At 43.9% G+C, this 17950-nt stretch carries 15 protein-coding genes; 10 read left to right on the top strand and 5 right to left on the bottom strand.

The genetic code is table 11. From position 1 onward, the window contains the following. Positions 1-9: 9 nt before the first annotated feature. On the bottom strand, positions 10-2064 hold the full coding sequence (locus tag NSQ99_RS21725) for a beta-galactosidase (RefSeq protein ID WP_340839073.1): 2055 nt from the start codon (positions 2062-2064) through the stop codon (positions 10-12). Between the two features lie 153 nt (positions 2065-2217). Here NSQ99_RS21725 and NSQ99_RS21730 point away from each other — a divergent pair, with 153 nt between their 5' ends. The 7 genes from NSQ99_RS21730 to NSQ99_RS21760 all read left to right on the top strand — a co-directional run bounded on the left by NSQ99_RS21730 (position 2218) and on the right by NSQ99_RS21760 (position 10435). Next, the gene (locus NSQ99_RS21730) at positions 2218-3072 is read left to right on the top strand and encodes an EamA family transporter (protein ID WP_251671513.1); all 855 of its coding nucleotides are present in this window, start codon (positions 2218-2220) and stop codon (positions 3070-3072) included. Positions 3073-3512: 440 nt separating this feature from the next. After that, positions 3513-4115, top strand: coding sequence for a nitroreductase family protein (locus tag NSQ99_RS21735; RefSeq protein ID WP_251671515.1), 603 nt, complete (start codon positions 3513-3515; stop codon positions 4113-4115). A 13-nt stretch (positions 4116-4128) separates the two neighbouring features. Beyond that, positions 4129-5061 carry an AEC family transporter gene (locus NSQ99_RS21740; protein WP_251671516.1) on the top strand — a complete coding sequence of 311 codons (933 nt, stop codon included), beginning with the start codon at positions 4129-4131 and terminating at the stop codon, positions 5059-5061. Between the two features lie 335 nt (positions 5062-5396). Then, a complete protein-coding gene (locus tag NSQ99_RS21745; protein ID WP_340839074.1) occupies positions 5397-6158 on the top strand; it encodes an SDR family NAD(P)-dependent oxidoreductase in 762 nt (253 codons plus the stop codon). Positions 6159-6192: 34 nt separating this feature from the next. Continuing rightward, a complete protein-coding gene (locus NSQ99_RS21750; protein ID WP_340839075.1) occupies positions 6193-8046 on the top strand; it encodes a sensor histidine kinase in 1854 nt (617 codons plus the stop codon). Further along, the gene (locus NSQ99_RS21755; RefSeq protein ID WP_340839076.1) at positions 8039-9325 is read left to right on the top strand and encodes an ABC transporter substrate-binding protein; all 1287 of its coding nucleotides are present in this window, start codon (positions 8039-8041) and stop codon (positions 9323-9325) included. The genes NSQ99_RS21750 and NSQ99_RS21755 overlap by 8 nt, the downstream gene beginning before the upstream one ends. 15 nt (positions 9326-9340) lie before the next feature. Next, a complete protein-coding gene (locus tag NSQ99_RS21760; protein WP_340839077.1) occupies positions 9341-10435 on the top strand; it encodes a LacI family DNA-binding transcriptional regulator in 1095 nt (364 codons plus the stop codon). Between the two features lie 133 nt (positions 10436-10568). Here the strand turns inward: NSQ99_RS21760 and NSQ99_RS21765 are convergent, their stop codons facing one another. Then, positions 10569-11135, bottom strand: a complete 567-nt coding sequence (locus NSQ99_RS21765; protein WP_340839078.1) for a hypothetical protein — start codon at positions 11133-11135, stop codon at positions 10569-10571. 205 nt (positions 11136-11340) lie between these two features. Between NSQ99_RS21765 and NSQ99_RS21770 the strand changes: the two genes are divergently transcribed. Then, positions 11341-11958: a hypothetical protein gene (locus NSQ99_RS21770; protein WP_340839079.1), complete on the top strand. Its 618-nt coding sequence runs from the start codon at positions 11341-11343 to the stop codon at positions 11956-11958. Positions 11959-12026: 68 nt separating this feature from the next. Continuing rightward, positions 12027-12641: a hypothetical protein gene (locus tag NSQ99_RS21775; RefSeq protein ID WP_340839080.1), complete on the top strand. Its 615-nt coding sequence runs from the start codon at positions 12027-12029 to the stop codon at positions 12639-12641. A 255-nt stretch (positions 12642-12896) separates the two neighbouring features. Here the strand turns inward: NSQ99_RS21775 and NSQ99_RS21780 are convergent, their stop codons facing one another. The 3 genes from NSQ99_RS21780 to NSQ99_RS21790 form a co-directional block, all read right to left on the bottom strand. After that, a complete protein-coding gene (locus NSQ99_RS21780) occupies positions 12897-14069 on the bottom strand; it encodes a glycoside hydrolase family 130 protein (protein ID WP_340839081.1) in 1173 nt (390 codons plus the stop codon). An 80-nt stretch (positions 14070-14149) separates the two neighbouring features. Beyond that, positions 14150-15379 (bottom strand): AGE family epimerase/isomerase, encoded by a 1230-nt coding sequence (locus NSQ99_RS21785; RefSeq protein WP_340839082.1) that lies wholly within the window; start codon positions 15377-15379, stop codon positions 14150-14152. Next, entirely contained in the window at positions 15376-16338 is a 963-nt protein-coding gene (locus tag NSQ99_RS21790; protein ID WP_251670014.1) for a glycoside hydrolase family 113, read from the bottom strand. The genes NSQ99_RS21785 and NSQ99_RS21790 overlap by 4 nt, the downstream gene beginning before the upstream one ends. Before the next feature lie 332 nt (positions 16339-16670). Here NSQ99_RS21790 and NSQ99_RS21795 point away from each other — a divergent pair, with 332 nt between their 5' ends. Next, entirely contained in the window at positions 16671-17936 is a 1266-nt protein-coding gene (locus NSQ99_RS21795) for an ABC transporter substrate-binding protein (RefSeq protein ID WP_251670012.1), read from the top strand. The last annotated feature ends 14 nt before the right edge of the window (positions 17937-17950 follow it).

Below are 17950 nucleotides of genomic sequence, written 5' to 3' on the forward strand. Positions count from 1 at the left end.
CCCCCCTCATTACGCCTTGCGCAGGATGAGTACATCATAGCCTTCCAGAATAATATCCCCTTGTAGCGTTTGATTCGTAATCATGTCAACAGCTGGTTCATGAAGGCTAATCTCAGCTGGCTGCTCATTATAATTAAGCAAGAAGTAGTATTGCTCCTCTTCATTGCCGCGCAGTGCAAGCTCAACCTGCTCTGGCAGATCTAGCCATGGAGCGGGAGTGCTCACTACGTCGAGCTGCTGCAAAATATAATGTGCAGCTTCTTCTGAAAACACGGAGCCATAATAGGTTGCAGTACCTTTACCGAAGCGATTCTGTGTAAGTGCTGGCTTTCCTTTATAATAATCCTGATCATATACAGCAAGCACATCAACAGTCGCTGAAACCGGCTGTATAATCTCATTGAAATGAGCGGCTTCCAGTGTGCTTTGATCGCTGCAGGTCAACGTTGTAGCTGGTCGAGTACCCTTTAATACTGTATATTCCTCAAGCGTTATTCCAGTAAGCGTACTGAGAACACCAGGGAATGGCAGCATATAACAATGTCCGCGTTGATCCTTATAACCTGAGCGACAGCCAAATACAATATGCCCGCCTGCAACCACATAAGCTTCAAGCAGCTGAGCAGTTGCCTTTGACATAATCGCAGGATGCGGGTAGACGAGCAGCTTATAGCGCTGCAGCTCTGCGAGTGTCGTTTCTTCATTCATATACAATACATCACTAGGAATATGCTTACGGGTTAGCGCCTTAAACCATTCTTTACCGCTTTTCCAGCCAAAAGGTCCGTGCCATACATCGTATTCGCCATCCCACTCATTATTATAATCTCTTACAATCGCAACGTCGGCTTGATAGGTCGTCGCTGCAAGCTGATCGCTAAGCAGCTGAAGCTCTTTACCGACCTTAGCAGCCTCTGCCACTCTTCGATTGGGTGTATTCCCATAATCATTTAGGCCATGCCAGTATATTTCTTGACCGAAGGTCGCAGTTCTCCAACGGAAATAAACGACAAGATTAGCGCCATGCGCAATGGATTGATAGCTCCATAGACGCAGCTGACCTGGTTTTGGAGACGGCATATCCATTTTGTTCACCCATCCGCCTGGCCCAGCCTGCTGCTCCATAATGCAAAACTGAGGAGATATCGAGCGAACCGTGCTTAACGTCAAGCTCCAGGAGCGATCATATAATGGTCGTTTTTCCTTAGGATCGGTATTTATAGTCGAGAATTGAGGATAGGAGTCATAGCTGAAAAAATCAAGCAGCTCCTTTGTAAGCTGATGGCTGTTAAGGTGACCGAACAAGCCGTTCGTTGTAATAAAATGATGAGGTGCATGCTCAGCAATAATATCAGCTTGGATTTTTGCATAAGCAATCACACTGTCAGATATGAAGCGCTTCTCATCTAAAGCAAGATGCGGATTCGGTTGCTTACCTCCGGGCACAAGCCTTGGCAGATGAACCTGACTCCAGCTCGAGTACGTTTGGCTCCAAAATACAGTACCCCAGGCATCATTCAGCTTCTCCAGCGTGCCATAACGCTGCTTCACCCATTCGCGGAAAGCCTCATGATCAGACTCGCTGTAAAATTCGCCAATTTCACAGTTAAATTCATTATCAAGCTGCCAGCCAACAACTGCAGGGTTGTCCTTATAATGCAGCACAAGCGCTTCCGTTATCGCAGCGCTGAGGCGATGATAGGTCGTGCTTGTATAGTTCGTATGACGACGCAGTCCGTGATGCAGTAGATGACCTTCTACTGTTGCATTCAATACCTCTGGGTATTTCTCAGTTAGCCATGCAGGTGGAGTTGCCGTTGGCGTACCGATAATAACCTTTAACCCGTGCTTATGAGCGAGTCTAAGCATATAATCAAAATCTTTAAACTGGTAGTTGCCTTCCGTAGGTTCAAATATTGACCAAGCAAATTCTCCCACTCGAATAAGTGATATGCCCGTTTCCTTCATACGGATCATATCATCTTCCCACATTTCTTCTGGCCATTGCTCTGGATAATAGCACACACCGAGCATAAGCTGCTCGTTAATATTAAAAGCTTTCATCTATTAAAACTCCTCTCTAGCATTAACAACCGTTTAGATAGATTGTATCGTGTCACAGTTGGCAAATACAACAATTCATTGAAACATTCCGCAGTCAGCGATAGAATAGAGCCATATGTCTGTCATCATTGCCATCATAGAAAGGAATACAATATGTGGTTGTTATTTGCTTTATTTTCAGCAATTGCTTTTGGGGTACGGGGAAGCCTCTATCACTGGACTAGTAATCTTGGGCTAAACCGTAATTTAATGCTATGCGGAGTTTTCGCATCAGGGGCAATTATTAACGGTGTTGCTGCTGCCGTAACTGGAGCCGAGTGGAATGCTGCTACGTGGATTGGCTTGCAGATGGGACTGTTCTCTTTCCTGGCAAGCACATGTATGTATCAAGGGTTTGTTGTGGGCAAGGCGTCATTGATTGCGATATTAACGGCTTTGCCACCAGTTGTCGTTGTGCTCGTCGCTTATCTGCTATGGGGAGAAAAGCTGCACGCTATGCAATGGGTTGCCTTTGCTATCCTTGTTGGCGGGATACTCGTCATCCGTTACTCGAATGATCTGTCACTGCGCAATCTTCAAGGGGCGCATTGGGGCATATTGACCATGCTATTTTTTGCAGGTAATGACCTGACGACGAAGTGGGCTACGATGGAAGGGGCTAGCATGTTCCCTACGCTTACGACGATGTTTGTAACGGGTGCAAGCTGCTTTGCACTAATGTTCCTCCTGAATGCACGTAAGCCAGCTGCTAAGCCGGCGAAGCATAGCAACAAGCGTACCTTCAGTATCGGTCTTGCTGTCGGTATATCAAATTCAGTGGGCATGATCTTAAGTATGCAGGCTTTTGGCATCGGTATGACGGGACTTGTATCTGCTATTATTGCGATGAATGTTGTCGTTATTTTACTTTATTCCCGTTTTATCGTGAAAGTGCCATTTACGAAGCTAGAGCTGGGCGGAATGTGTCTTGCATTTATCGGAGTGTTGTTGATTCATTTGTTTAAGTGATATAGTATAGCTTGTCGGGCTTTGATTACGAGGTAAACCTTCGTAGTTTACTCGACGTCGAATATGGAACGCTACCGAAAACTCTGGTGCTCACGTACCAAAACCGTACGCTGCGCTCCTCGCTTTCTAGTATCATCCCATCTTCTCGGTACTGAAAGCCCGACTAATTCAGGAAGATAATGCGGGCTTTGATTACGATGTATATCATGGGAGCTTACTCGACGTCGAATATGGAACGCTACCGTGCTTGCTTACGAAGGATGTTTTCTACGAAAACATTGTAGCTCACGTACCAAAACCGTACGCTGCGCTCCTCGTTTTCTAGTATCGTTCCATCTTCTCGGTACTGAAAGCCCGACTAATTCAGGAAGATAATGCGGGCTTTGATTACTAGACCGAAAGCCCGATTGTTCAACACGTACTTACAAGGAGGAAATTATATGAGTAACCAAAACGGAAACTACAATGCGGATGTGCTTCAGGCTCGCAAGCCGCAGCATGGAGTAAATCCTCTTTTTGTGAATCGCTGGTCGACACGTGCATTCCAGCCCTATACGCTATCTCAGCAGGAGCTGTATGCCATCCTTGAAGCAGGGCAATATGCACCATCAGCGAATAATTTTCAGCCATGGCGTTTCTTTATCGCAGCTACTGAAGAAGAAAAATCTTTATTCCAGTCATTCATCATGCCTCGCAACCTGATTTGGAGCCAGCATGCTTCGGCTTATATTTTGCTTGCTTCAGACTCCCTTACCGCTGAGGGTAAGGAATATGGGATGCATGCCTTTGATACGGGAGCAGCTTGGCAGGCGATGGCCTTACAGGCTAATATGCTAGGCTTGTCAACAAGAGCAATGGGCGGCTTTGATAAAGCAGCAGCGAAAGAGAAGCTTGCAATGCCAGCATCGCTTCATCCACAAATCGTTATTGCAGTTGGTAAACCGGGCAGTTTAGAGCAGCTAGACGAATCCTTTCATGAAGCGAATAAACCAACTCCTCGCAAGCCACTTGATGAACTCATCATGCCTTATCGCGTGAAGTAGGGAGCAAAAGTTAATGAGTATATTTTTGCATATCTTATTAACGAATGTTATGCCGATGTCAATTATGATTGCCATCGGCATTTTGCTGGAAAGGATTTTCCATCTAGATATCAAAACACTCTCTAAGCTGAATTTCTATCTTTTTTCGCCTGCTGTTATATTTACCCTGCTCTATGAAACACCTATTGCTATGGATTTAATCGGCAAGGTGTTGTTATTCTTCTTTAGCTTTATGATACTACAGTACTTGCTCGTGGAGCTCGTCGTTCGCTTAAGACGCTATAGACCAACGATGCGAAGTGCAATGCGCAATAGTGTTCTATTTTATAATAGTGCCAACTATGGCATACCGCTTAACCAGCTCGCTTTTGCTGGGAATAAGGAAACGCTGGGCATACAGATCATTATTATGATGTTTCAATCGCTTATTCCTAACACCTACGGAATCTATAGTGTGAACTCACATAAATCGAATATGAAGGATGTTTGGAAGACGATTATTGGGATGCCGGTCATCTACGTCATTCCGTTAGCATTTTTGCTTCGAGGGTTTGAGGTACCAATTCCCGATCCGATTCAAACACCGCTTAATTATGTGTCGGATGCTTTTATCGGGACTGCGCTGCTAACGCTGGGTGTACAGCTTGGTCAGATGGAATGGAAGATCTCTCGTTCTCTTGCGATTGATGTAAGTATTTCAGGTGTGCTTCGGTTAATCGGAGGTCCGCTGCTTGCATGGGCAGTCGTGACGCTGCTTGGCATAGAGGGCATAACGGCAGCAGCGCTCATCGTATCATCTGCTGTACCGACTTCTTTGAGTAGTGTGCTGCTAGCAGTCGAGTTTGATAATGAGAAGGAATTTGCGTCTCAGGCAGTATTTGTTTCAACGTTAATTAGTATTGTGACTGTGGCAATTGTTATATTTGCTCTTAATATCCACGTTTAGATGAAGCTAAAAAATTCGAATTTTATAACGAAGTAAATACAAGATGTTACTCGACATCGAATCTTGAATTCAGCCGAGCTTTCCGATGCTCACGTACCAACTACGTACGCTGCGCTTCTCAAGCTCTAGCTATATTTTCTACAGTAACCAGCAATTATATATAATAATTTCAGGCTATCTTCACTTATACGAGGTGAGGATAGCTTTTTTATTGTGCAATGATTAGGACATATATAGTAGAGGTCAAAAAGCTTTAATAAAAATAAAATGCATGATAAATGTTAGTGATTATGGTAGCATAAAAGCTAACAAAACTAATAGTTAGGGGAATGACGATGAATATAAACCTATCGGGTAAAACCGCATTAATTACAGGTGCTACAGGGGATTTGGGCCGCGTGATGGCACGTACCCTCGCAAAGTGTGGCGCGAATATCGTGATCCATTACAACTCAAATGCTGCTAAGGCGAAAGAATTGAAGGAAGAGCTGGAAGCACTGAATGTAAAGGCAATAACGGTACAAGCAGATATTACGAAGCTTGAGCACATTCAAGCGATGCAAGCTGCGATCACTGAGCAGATAGGCACAGTAGATATCGTCGTTGCCAATGCGGTTATACAGTATCAATGGACATCTATTCTAGAGCAAGCCCCAGAGGATTATCAAGGGCAATTCGATTCCTGTGTGATGCAAAGCGTATATTTGGCTAAAGCATTTATCCCAGATATGATCGCGAAGGGTGAAGGACGTTTCATTGGTATAAATACGGAGTGCGCGATGCAGAACGCACCTACGCAATCGGCATACGTAGCTGGAAAACGAGGTATGGACGGAGTATATCGCGTATTGGCCAAAGAGGTTGGAGAACACGCGATTACAGTAAATCAGATTGCACCTGGCTGGACGATCAGTGATCGAGACCGAGCGTCAGGGACAGAGGTCAATGAAGGCTATAGCTCATCCGTACCGTTGAAGCGTAGAGGTACAGATCAAGAAATCGCTAATGTAGTGGCATTCCTTGCATCAGATTTATCAAGCTTTATTACTGGGGCGTATATTCCTGTAAATGGTGGCAATGTGATGCCAGCCATCTAGCAGTAATAAGGTATACGTATAGGGGGATATCATCGTGAGCGTTAAGCAGCGTGTAGGTGACATGAAAATGGATCGCAAGCTCATGCTTTCGTTCATTGTGCTTGTGTCGATTCCGTTGTTTATTATTGGCTATTATTCCTCTGAAAAGTATACGCAATCGATCGAGGAGAAGACGATTGCTTACTCGATGAAGATGCAGGAAAGTATGATGGTTCGTATCGATGATTATATTGAGGATATGGTTAGCATCTCCTCGATTCCTGTCTATATGGATGATATTAAAGAGAATCTCATTCGCTCCAATGCTTATTACGCTGAACGTCAGCACGAGGGAGAGAAGCAGGTGATGCCGAACAATTTCTCTCAGCTGCTCTCGATACAGCGTGCGATAGAGGGCGAGCTTAGCTTTATTAACTCAATTAAGCGAGGCGCTAATTCGGTATATTTGTTTGATTCCTATGGCAACAGCTATTATTCTATCGTTTCAGGAGGCATTCGTAACAATCTCGAGCAAAGCTATCATAATTGGATGTCTGAGCTGGAGCAGTCTAGAGGAGAAGCGCTTTTGCTGCATACTGAAAAATACATAAGTAATTTGCAATCGGAGAAATACGCCTTCACCGTCGTTCGTAAAATTATGGACCGGAGCCTGCAGCCTATTGGTCTAATTGCGATTGATGCAGCGATCAGTGTCGTCGATGATCAGATGATAGAGCTCGATCAGGTGACAAAGGGGACCTCGTTAATTGTTGATGAGCAGGGGAATGTAATCTACGATAGTCAAAAGCAATGGATCGCTAGCAATCGAAGTGATCAAGAGCTGATTAGAGAAGCGAGGCTAGAGCATGGCAGCTTTTATCGTGCTGAGAACGATGATGAGTGGCTGAACATCTATTCCACCTCAGAGAGCACAGGCTGGAAGGTCATTACTTCAATTCCTGTACGAGAGTTAACGAGTGAGACGACTGCGGTGAAGCGGGTGATCTGGATTACAACAGCGATAGCGGTTGTCATCTCTATCATCGTTGCTATCTTTTTATCGCTTGCGATTACTCGACCGCTGCGCACGATGGCCCGTTTAATGAAGCGAGTGCAGGAGGGGGATTTCCAAGTCAAGTTCCCAGTTAAATATCGTGATGAGGTTGGGATGCTAGGAAGTCAATTTAACCGAATGACGGTACGACTGGATCAGCTGATTCAAGATATTTATGACATGGAGACGAAGAAAAATAAAGCTGAGCTGCAGGCGCTGCAAAATCAGATTAACCCACATTTTATGTATAACACACTAGAAACCATTCGAATGAGCGCCGAGATGAATGACGATAGTTTAACCGCAGATATGATCGCAACCTTAGGTAAGCTGCTGCGGTACAGCATAGGCGATTTGGATGGGCACACGGTGCTGAAGGATGAACTGCTACATGTACAGCATTATGTTGAGCTGCTTAATTATCGTTACCCCGATCGGTTTGAGCTGATCTGTAAAATAGACGAGGAACTGTTAAACAAAACAGTGATGAAGCTCTTGCTGCAGCCTATTGTAGAAAATGCGATCTATCATGGTCTAGATGATTTGAATGAAACGATGGTCATAACGATTCGTTCTGAGCTTAGGCAGCAGCAGCTTGCGCTTATCATTTCCGATAATGGTATTGGCATTGACGAGCAAAGGCTAGCTGCGCTCAATGCAGGCTTGCGTGCTAATAGCTCCTCGGATGATGGAGACAGAAAAGACGCAGGTGGGATCGGCTTGAAAAACGTAAATGAGCGAATAAAGCTTCAGTATGGACATCGTTATGGCTTGTATGTTAACAGCACTGCAGGGTGTGGTACTGAGGTTGTGATATTGCTTCCTGTAGAAAGGAGAGCGATAAGCTATGCGTAAAGTAATTTCCTCTATGCTGCTCATATTGCTGTTGTTAGCTCTGCTGAACGGCTGCCTAAAGCAGGAGACGCCTCGAGAGGCTCCAATTGAGCTAATAAAGGAAGAGGAGACCACAGCAAAGCCTATAACGCTTCACATTCTTACTAACCGAGTGGATCTTATCGATAATGGGGGCTTTGGGCTATATGCACAGCAATTTGAGCAGGTGCACCCTAATGTGAAGCTAAGCTTCGAGGGGTTAACCAACTATGTGTCAGATATATCGGCGCGGCTATCAACGCAGGATTATGGGGACGTACTGCTGATTCCTAATCATATGAAAAATGAGGATTTACCGCAATATTTCGAACCATTACCCGAAACACTGTTTGAAAACATACGATTTGCCGATTATAAATCATATAAAGGCAAGCGCTATGGCATTGCTGCAGGGGCTTCCTCGACAGGAATTGTCTATAACAAGAGGGCGTTCGAGCGAGCGGGAATTGATAAGCTGCCGACGACGCTTGATGAGTTTTATGAAGTATGTCAGAAGCTGAAGGACGCAGGAATTACACCACTGTACTTGAATTATGGAGCCCAGTGGCCGCTTATGAATTGGGGAGAAGAGCTCGTTAGTATAATGAATGGTGACCCAGGGTATCTAAATTCGCTTGTAGATTCTGATGCGCCGTGGCAGATCGACAACGAATGGGGACAGAGTATTTCGATAGTGAAGACGCTAATCGATAAAGGGTTTGTTGAACGCTCGTTAATTTCGAATCAATGGGAAGCGTCGAAGCTTGAATTCGTAGAAGGTCGAGCAGGCATGTATCTGCTCGGTAACTGGGTTATTACTCAGCTCATCTCGCTCGGAGCAGACCCAGACATGATTGGATTTTTCCCATTTCCGTATCGTAATGAAAAGCCGATCTATTCTCCAATGAATCCAGATTGGTTCGTAGCGGTCAGCAGGTACAGTGAGCACAAGGACTTGGCTGTGAAATGGGTAGATTACTTTATTCACGAGTCGGGGTTTGTTGATGATTCAGGCTTTCTGCCTATTGATACGACGAAGCAGCCGTCACTAGAGCAATATAAGGAATTTCTATCCTATGGCAGTATCCCTGTCGAGCGACAGGTTCCAAGTGATGAGCTGCTCGAGATCGCATCTACAGCTCACATTACGTTTTGGTCGGGGCTCTACATTCAGGAATGGATAGCCGCACCGAGCTTAGAAGAAATTTTCGAGGAATATAATGCACGCTGGAAGGAAGCTAGAGAGCTACAACAGCATTAAGGTGGTATGTTACAGATGGCTAAAAAGGTTACGATGCAGCAAATTGCGAATTATTTAGGTGTTTCAAAATTTGTTGTATCAAAGGCGTTGTCCGGTAAAGGAGGCGTTAGTGAAGCGACGAAGGAGCGAGTGCTTGACGCAGCAGCTCAGCTAGGGTACTTTGCTCAACGTCCTGTATCAAAACAGATGAAGTCGGAGCCGAGACGTACGGATTCAAGCTCCTCGAAGCAATCGGTGCTCGTACTTATGCCGAATATTCGCTTCCAAACGAAGGAATCGCTCTACTGGGGGAGAATACTCGATGGCATCTCGGCAGAGCTGCAAAAGCGTGATATCGGAATGGCGATACTGTCAGAGCAGAATGCAGAACGTCTCACCGGCTTAATTAACCCAGATGGAATTATGGGGATGATTGGCGTTGGGGAGATATCATCAGCCATGCTGCTCGATATTCGCAGATTAGGCATATCAATGGTGCTTGTCGATCATGAGGATGATCTTATTCCGCTCGACAGCATCTTCGTAGACAATTTCGAGGCAGTGCATCGATTAACTAAGCAGTTGCTTACAACGGGAAGGGAGGATATTGCGTTTCTCGGCAATATTCACTTTTCTCGCAGCTTTTATGATCGGTACCTTGGCTACCGGGCAGCAGTTGAAGCGCATTATTATGCGAAGCCCGAGCATCGTACTCAAATCTATCCTTGGCTTGAACGTAGTTTGCTGACGCTGGAGGGCTATGAACGTGCTCATTTTACAGAGCAAATTAAGCAATGGCTGGTTCGTCTTAAGCAGCTGCCAACGGCAATCATATGTGCTAACGATACGATTGCGCTGAGCTTAATGGACGTATTGAAGGAGCGGGGCATTGACGTGCCTGAGCAGCTCTCAATAACCGGCTTTGATAATATTGAAGACTCCTACACGAATGAATTGCCGCTTACGACTGTGCACGTTCCGAAGGAAATGCTCGGTAAAAAAGCAGTTGAGCGTCTACTGAATCGTCTGCAGCATCAGGATGAGCCCATCGTGAAGCTGCTTGTTAAAAGTGAGATCATATATCGCGAATCGACCTCGCTTAAGCTCGATACAGCTAAAATGCATCAGTAAGCATGAGGGGCTGTCAAATGTCATTAAATATGACCTTGGCAGCCCCTTACTATTGTCGCCTGATAAGTAAGCTAGATGTCACCGCTTGTTTATATCAGTTTTTACACAGAGTACTTCAATAATTTTGCAAGGTTTAATATTTATTATTCCTAAAGTAGTCATCTACTAATTTAATATATTTATGATAGGCAGCCTTAACTTCTGTACTTACTTTATTAAATTCCGATGATGTTGGATCCAGCAGCAAATTCTCTTTTTCATCGTCTGGCATATCAATTATGCTTCGGCTAATAAGCATGATGTCATCATTCATATCTTTAAGTAATGTTGAAGCTTCCTCTTTGTTTAAGGGACCTTCCTCAAGGGATAAATCCAGGAATAAAGGGTCATACGCTAGTGTTAGCAGATTTCTCATATTTATTGATAAATCATCTGGTCTTCCTGTAAAATTATGGGCTACTTGATTCACAAACAATCGATATCTTGTAGGTTCTTGATAATCGTTCGTTATATAGTGTTTTTCTACCGTTTCAGACATGCGATAAAGCTCATACCATTCATGGTTTAGATTACCTACGTATTCCTTCTTAAGTTCATCCATTTTTTTATGTAAAGTAAAACTATTCACCGAAACAATAAGGAGAACGATAGCCATGGCAATGCATCCTATCATCCACTTGTTTTCTCTGATCCGATTCAAATCATTTCCTCCCATCACGAAACTTTACTTATAATACCATAAATTGAGAATAACATATCAAATTAATACGTAAAATAGGGCTGATATCAAGTAGAAATGCTTAAAAACTCACCACTTATGAGGGAAAGACATATCTTGAAACGGCATATGTTAATATGGAATTTAAAGTAAGATGGAGTGTTATATTCCCGAGGAGTGATCAGGTTTGCGTCATTCTAAAAAATTATTGCTCTGTATACTAGCAGTAGTTCTTACCTTGCTAGTTGTCAGCGGATGTAATAGCTCAGGTGATGAGTCCAATAAGAAGGCTTCTACTTCACTTTATAAAGTCGTAAGGCCTCTATTAGAAACGGTACATAAGGATAACACTTTTGTAATTGAAGAGATTCCGTGGCTAATATCTAAAGAAGGAGTGATTCAGCAAAAACAATTGACCGGCATTCAGATCGACGACAAAGATCGATTGCTTGTTAAGGGCAAGCTGCCATTAGATGATTCAATTCAACAGCATATCATCTATAACTTTGAAGAGAATCAATTGGTATCTGGTGCGTACTTGTTTATTACGAGTGAAAAAGAGCTATTCGATGAGCTTGGCTTAGCGGTAAAGGATGTTATACAAGAATCCTTTCCAGAGCCTCGTTCTACTAATTTCAATACCTTGGACAGTGCTGCAGCATCAGCCGAAAAGAATGAAAGTATCATGTGGCAAGGCTCAGATAAAAGCTATATGTGGGTAAATATGCTTACCAATGAATCTTCCGAATTGATACTGCAAATCCAAATTGCTTCACCTATCGAACAAATTAGCCTGCAAAGGTAAACTTATATGAGAAGATATAAACCTGTATATTTTTTAATTACTGTGCTGCTGTCATTAGCAATATTTTTATGATAGCTACTAACCTCGACAATAGCGAAAATTCAGTACAAACTCATAGCTTAAAGCTGCCTGGGCTAGAAATATCAAATGAAGATAGTGGACTTTCTAAATGGATGCTGCCTGCATTAATGCTAGATGATGATTTATCTTCCGAATTTATTGAGAATAACGTATATATTTCTGCATTTAGAATATTAGCATTTGAAGGATCAGCAAAGACAACGTTTTTATCCTTCACCGTTTCTTATTCTATTGATGATGAACGAATGACAAAAAGCTACCGTATAGAGGATGACGGATTAATAAGTATCATAATTGAACCAGACCATCCGAAAAACGAACCTCTTTTACTAGCAAGCGATTTTATGAAGTTGTTTAAGCAAATGGATAAGAACGATATAGTTGAGTATGCAGGTTCAAAACATAGTATCGTTATTGCTGAATTCGAAAAGCTAGCTCGATTAGATCAAGCGGGAATTCCGGAAGATAGAATGGTCATATACAAAGATAGTTTGGTTCCTTTTGATGAGATTCGATCAGATGGCCAGCAGGCGATATGTTACACAACATTCCACGTTAATGGTAAAGGTGTACAGCTTCCAATAGTATTTCATTTAAATTAGCAAAGCCGGTATGAGGATGTGATACTTAATACCGGCTTTTGTCTTAAACTTTCCCACTTGGTAATGCAATCAAGCTTGAGTACTACTTGCGGAAGCATTGTCTAGCTTCGAAGAAGCGGAAAACATGGTGATAGTGGAAAAGCGGAGCGGTTGCCTTTGTTCCCGGATTTCTACCCTTGTTTATCTTTGAAATCTGGGAACAACAGCAATTGAAACTACACCATGATTGTAGCGGTTTACTCATACTAACGGAATTTATACGAAGCTAGCATTCCTCTCAATAAGCGCTAGTCTTTGCTGAACACAAGCGTAGGAGCGCATCCCGTCTGGGGGCGTATTGACTGCGTAATCAAGCAGCCGCTCAACCGAGGAAGTTGCAACATGGCAGCGCGTATCGGATGAGGCGTAGTAGATAAACACCTTACCATCCTCATTCACGACAGCACCATTACAGAAGATAACATTCGATACATCACCGACACGCTCTTCTCCTTGCGGTGCGATCAGATGCCCACCTGGCGCATAAATCACCTTAGAGGGATCCTCGAGACTCGTAACAAATAGATAGACAACATAACGCAAGCCGGCCGCAGTGTTGCGAACACCATGAGCGATATGAAGCCAGCCTTTATCTGTCTTAATCGGAGCAGGGCCTTGACCGTTCTTTACTTCTTTAATCGTATGATAATAGCGCTCATCCATAATAATTTCTTCATCGATCTTTGCTTGCTCGATGCTATCGGATAAGCCCCAGCCGATGCCTCCGCCTGAGCCTGTATCGATAAAGCCATCCTGTGGGCGAGTATAGAACGCGTACTTGCCGTCAACAAATTCTGGATGAAGCACGACATTACGCTGCTGATTGGAGCGTGTTTTTAGATCGGCAAGACGTTCCCACGACTTTAGATCCTTTGTACGAGCGATGCCGCATTGCGCAATAGCGCTTGATAGATCACCAGGAGCGGCATCAGGGTCCTTACGCTCTGTACAGAACAGACCATAGATCCAACCATCCTCATGCTGTACTAAGCGCATATCGTATACGTTGATATCCGGCTCATCGGTTTCTGGCAGTAGGAGTGGGGCATCCCAAAACCGGAAATGGTCAACCCCATTGTCACTCTCAGCTATTGCGAAAAATGATTTTCGGTCATTGCCTTCTACGCGAGCGACGACGTAATATTTACCGTTAAGATAGATCGCGCCAGGATTGAATACACAATTGATTCCAAGCCGCTCCATAAAATATGGATTGGTTGACGGATTGTAATCGTATTGCCAATGCAGCGGGGCATGTGCCGCTGTTAGAATTGGATGCTGATAGCGTTCAAAAATTCCGTTGCCACCTTCAAGTGGAGCGTTAGGTCGAGAGATTAGCTCCTCGTATTGCTTTGTAAGATATGCCTTGCGTTGTTCAAAAACTGTCATGATAATCATCCCTTCATTTCAATTATGCTGTATTTCATCGTCCTATGCTTCATCGTCCGATGCTACATCATGTGCTGTGCTTAATCTTGCTGCACGTCTGCAAGCTGCAATCGCTCCAGCAGCTCGAAGCAGGCGCGACTGTTATGATAAGGGCATTTCCAAGCGCTAATCTTCTGCATATTGTCGCTTGGACTGCCATCTCTTTTCACACTCCAGTACCATTCTCCATATGTCTGATCAACGATCGCGTGCTGTATAAATCGCCATGAGCGAAGAGATGCTTCAAGATATGTCTCCTTACCGGTGAGCTGATAAGCGTTATAGAAGCCGACCACTGCTTCTGCTTGCGGCCACCAATCTTTATGATCATCGATGATGGTGTCTCCAAGTGCTTCATTAAACAAGCCGCCGTCTGTATCATAGCCTCGTGTAAGCACAGCATCAGCCATTTTAAGTGCAACTTTCTTTGTTTCCTCAAGCAATGCTGCATCACCGAGAACCTCTGCAGCTTCGACTAAAAGCCAGCTGCCTTCAATATCATGACCATAGGAAATATGCTGAGATTGTGATTGCCAAGCTTCATCGAAGAACAGCTTGAAATGTCCTGTGTGTTCATCGACGATATGCTGGATCGTAAGCCTAACAAGCGAGGTCAGCTGAGCTTGCAGCTCGACTGACTGCCATACGCGGTACAAATTCGTATAAGCCTCTAACACGTGAAGGTGTGTGTTCATCGATTTCTTCTCATTAAGATCCTTGTCACTTAGGCTGAGGTCATCAGTCTCCTCCCAAGCCTCGGATAATGCTTCAATATAGCCGCCATAGACCGGATCGTAACCGTACTGCTCAATAAGTCTGTAGGCTTGTATCGCATAATCGAGTGCCTGCAAGTTCTTCGTTGCACGGAAATATTCCGAATAAGCATAAACCGCAAAGGCTTGCCCATATATCTGTTTTTTTCCTTCAAGCGGTGAGCCGTCTGCATGGAGCATCCAATAATATCCGCCGTTAGCTCGATCAGCAAAATGCTTATTTAAATAATCGAAGGCGCGCTCAGCAGCAGAAAGGTAGCTAGCATCCCCATACATTCGATAAGCATAGGAAAAGGTCCATAGCAAGCGTGTATTCAGTACTAAGCTTTTAGGTGCATCTGCAACAATGGTTAAATCTCGGTTGACCTGTCCTAAAAAGCCACCACACTGCTCATCAAAACTATGCTTCAGCCAAAAGCCAAGAATGTTGTCTTTGAGCTCCAGTTCGAGCTCTTCAGCCCACTTCGTACGTATTTCGCTCTGTATTATGCTCGTCATACTTCGGCCTCCTCCATTGTCTTATGAGTATAGTAACTGCGAACCGTACCTTCAGCTGCCTTACCGAACATACAGTAGTCATCATTATCCTTAGCTTGGCTTTCTTCATACAAATGCGAAGGCCAATCCCATAGCAGAAAACCACGTACCCATGAACGCTGCTCACAGGCTGAAAACATCGCCTCGTAAAACTGCTGCTGGCTCTGCTCGCTTGGTGCGCCCTGCAGGCCCCAATCATTAGGCAGATAAGGAGAGCCTTCACGGCTAGGGCAACCAGCCTCCATAAAGAAGAACGGCTTATTATACTGACTAATGACTCCCTCCATTCGATCAAGCTGCTGCTCCCACTGATCAATCGGGTAGTAACCACTGGAGGATATAATGTCGACCGCATCCCACCATGTCACATTGCCTTCCTGGTATTTGTCGCAGTTATAAGTGATGAGTCCGCTGTAATGCTTTCTTACTTCCGTAATTAGTGCACGCCACTCGCTTGCTCTGCGATCAGTCTGCACCATTTCACAGCCTATACAGAGCATTTCTACGTTCATCTCTTGCGCGAGCTTCGCATAATGCACCATGAATTCCGTGTAGCTGGCGAACCAATCACTCCACTTCGGCTCACATGGTACATCCACATCAAAGAAATTAATATGTGCCCGCCACGTGCCGTCTGCACAATTGACGACAGGCTTTAGAATTACCTTAAGCCCAAGCTGCTGAGCTTGTATGATCGCATGCTTAATCTCACTATCTGTAACAGTTGGGGATTCCTGATAACGAATGACGGTAGCCTGCGGATGATCCTGAAGCGCAGCAAATGTAATTGCTGTCCAATTTACAGCGAGCCTATCCTTCATAAGCTGCATGGAACGATCTGCTTCAGCGTCATCCCAAGTTCCTCGAATTCCAGTCCATCCCCAAGTCATTCCGGCGATATAAGGTAATGAAAGCGCCATTGGTCAGCCTCCTTAATTTTGTTAGTTTTGTTATATAACTTTATGTGATTACTCTATAACAAGTAAACATGATACCTAATGTTTTAGCAAGAGTTTTTTTAGTTTTTATGCAATGTGTCTAGAAAAGGGGCGGAGAACTTGAAGGGGTAGGCGCAGGAACGTTAAAGGGTAATGTCACACTTCATTATAAGGAGATCTTTATATATAAAGGGATAACCGATTTTCTAAATGTCAATTCAAGACAATAAATCGCATTTCAAACCATTTTAAAGAGCTGAAAATTCCAGTAAGCTAATCATGACAGCGATTACAAAATAATAGGGGGAAAAGAGATGAAAAAGAGTTTAATGTTATTATTGTCTGTGATTGTTATGCTAACAATGTTATCTGCATGTAGTGGGAACACAAATGAAAAGAACGAACCTGCAGGAGATGATGGAGAGATCAAGGGGGATATTGTATTTCTTACGAACCGGACAGATATGATTGGCAATGTATACGATGAATACAAAAAAAGGTTTGAAGAAAAGTATCCAGGTGTCAACCTTGAATTTGAAGCGATATTGGATTATGACGCAACATTAAAGGTACGCATGAGCTCGGGAGATTTTCCGGATGTCGTATTTTTACCAACGCTGTCCAATGCAGAGTTTCCAGAATACTTCGCACCGCTTAACGATATTGAATTTTCCGGAGATATTTATTTTAAGGAGCTAAGAGCACATGAGGGGCAAATGTACGGGATCTCCTCTGGCGGTTCAACAGTAGGAATTGTATACAACAAGGAAGCATTTGCTAAAGCGGGAATTACAGACGTTCCCAAAACGTATGAAGAATTTCTAGCTGCCTGTGAGAAGCTGAAGCAAAGCGGCATCGTGCCGCTAGCATCCAACTTTAAGGATAAGTGGCCGTTAGATGTTTGGGTGCATGATATTCCATCGCTAATTGGTGAAGCGAGCGATCACCAGAACAAACGAGCAGACACGGACACCCCTTATACGATGGATAATGAATACGGTAAAACATGGAGCATCGTTCGTGAGCTTTATGAGAAGGGTTATCTAGAGCCGGATATCAACTCAACGAACTGGGAGCAATCGAAAAAGGATATTGCAACAGGCAAATTTGGAATGTATCTATTAGGCAACTGGGTCATTAATCAAGTGATTGAGAATGGTGCAGATCCAGATAATGTAGGCTTCTTCCCGTTCCCTGCTGATAATAGCGGTCAAGCGAAAGCACCACTTAATCCTGACTTTTTCTATGCCGTCAATAAGAACGGAAATGTGCCTGCAGCTAAAGCCTTTATTCATTGGATGATTGAGGAATCCGGCTATGATGAATTCGCGGGCTTTATTCCTACACTTAAGGATAGAGAGCCGAAGCTTGCCCAGCTTGCTGAGTTTAATAGCTACGATGTGAAATACTTTGAGCCTGCTCAGCCATCTGATGTAGCGATAGATATTCAGAATGCAGCACAGCTCGATCAAGCAGCAACGGTACAGGAGTTTGTACTGTCCGATGATCCTGCTGCCGTTCTGGAAAAAGTAAATGGACGATGGGCGAAGGCAAGAAGTGATTTGGGCATAAAGGAATAACGCAATGAGGCTGG

The sequence above is a fragment of the Paenibacillus sp. FSL W7-1287 genome, from assembly GCF_038004245.1.
In the GTDB taxonomy this organism is placed as follows: Bacteria; Bacillota; Bacilli; order Paenibacillales; family Paenibacillaceae; genus Pristimantibacillus; species Pristimantibacillus camelliae.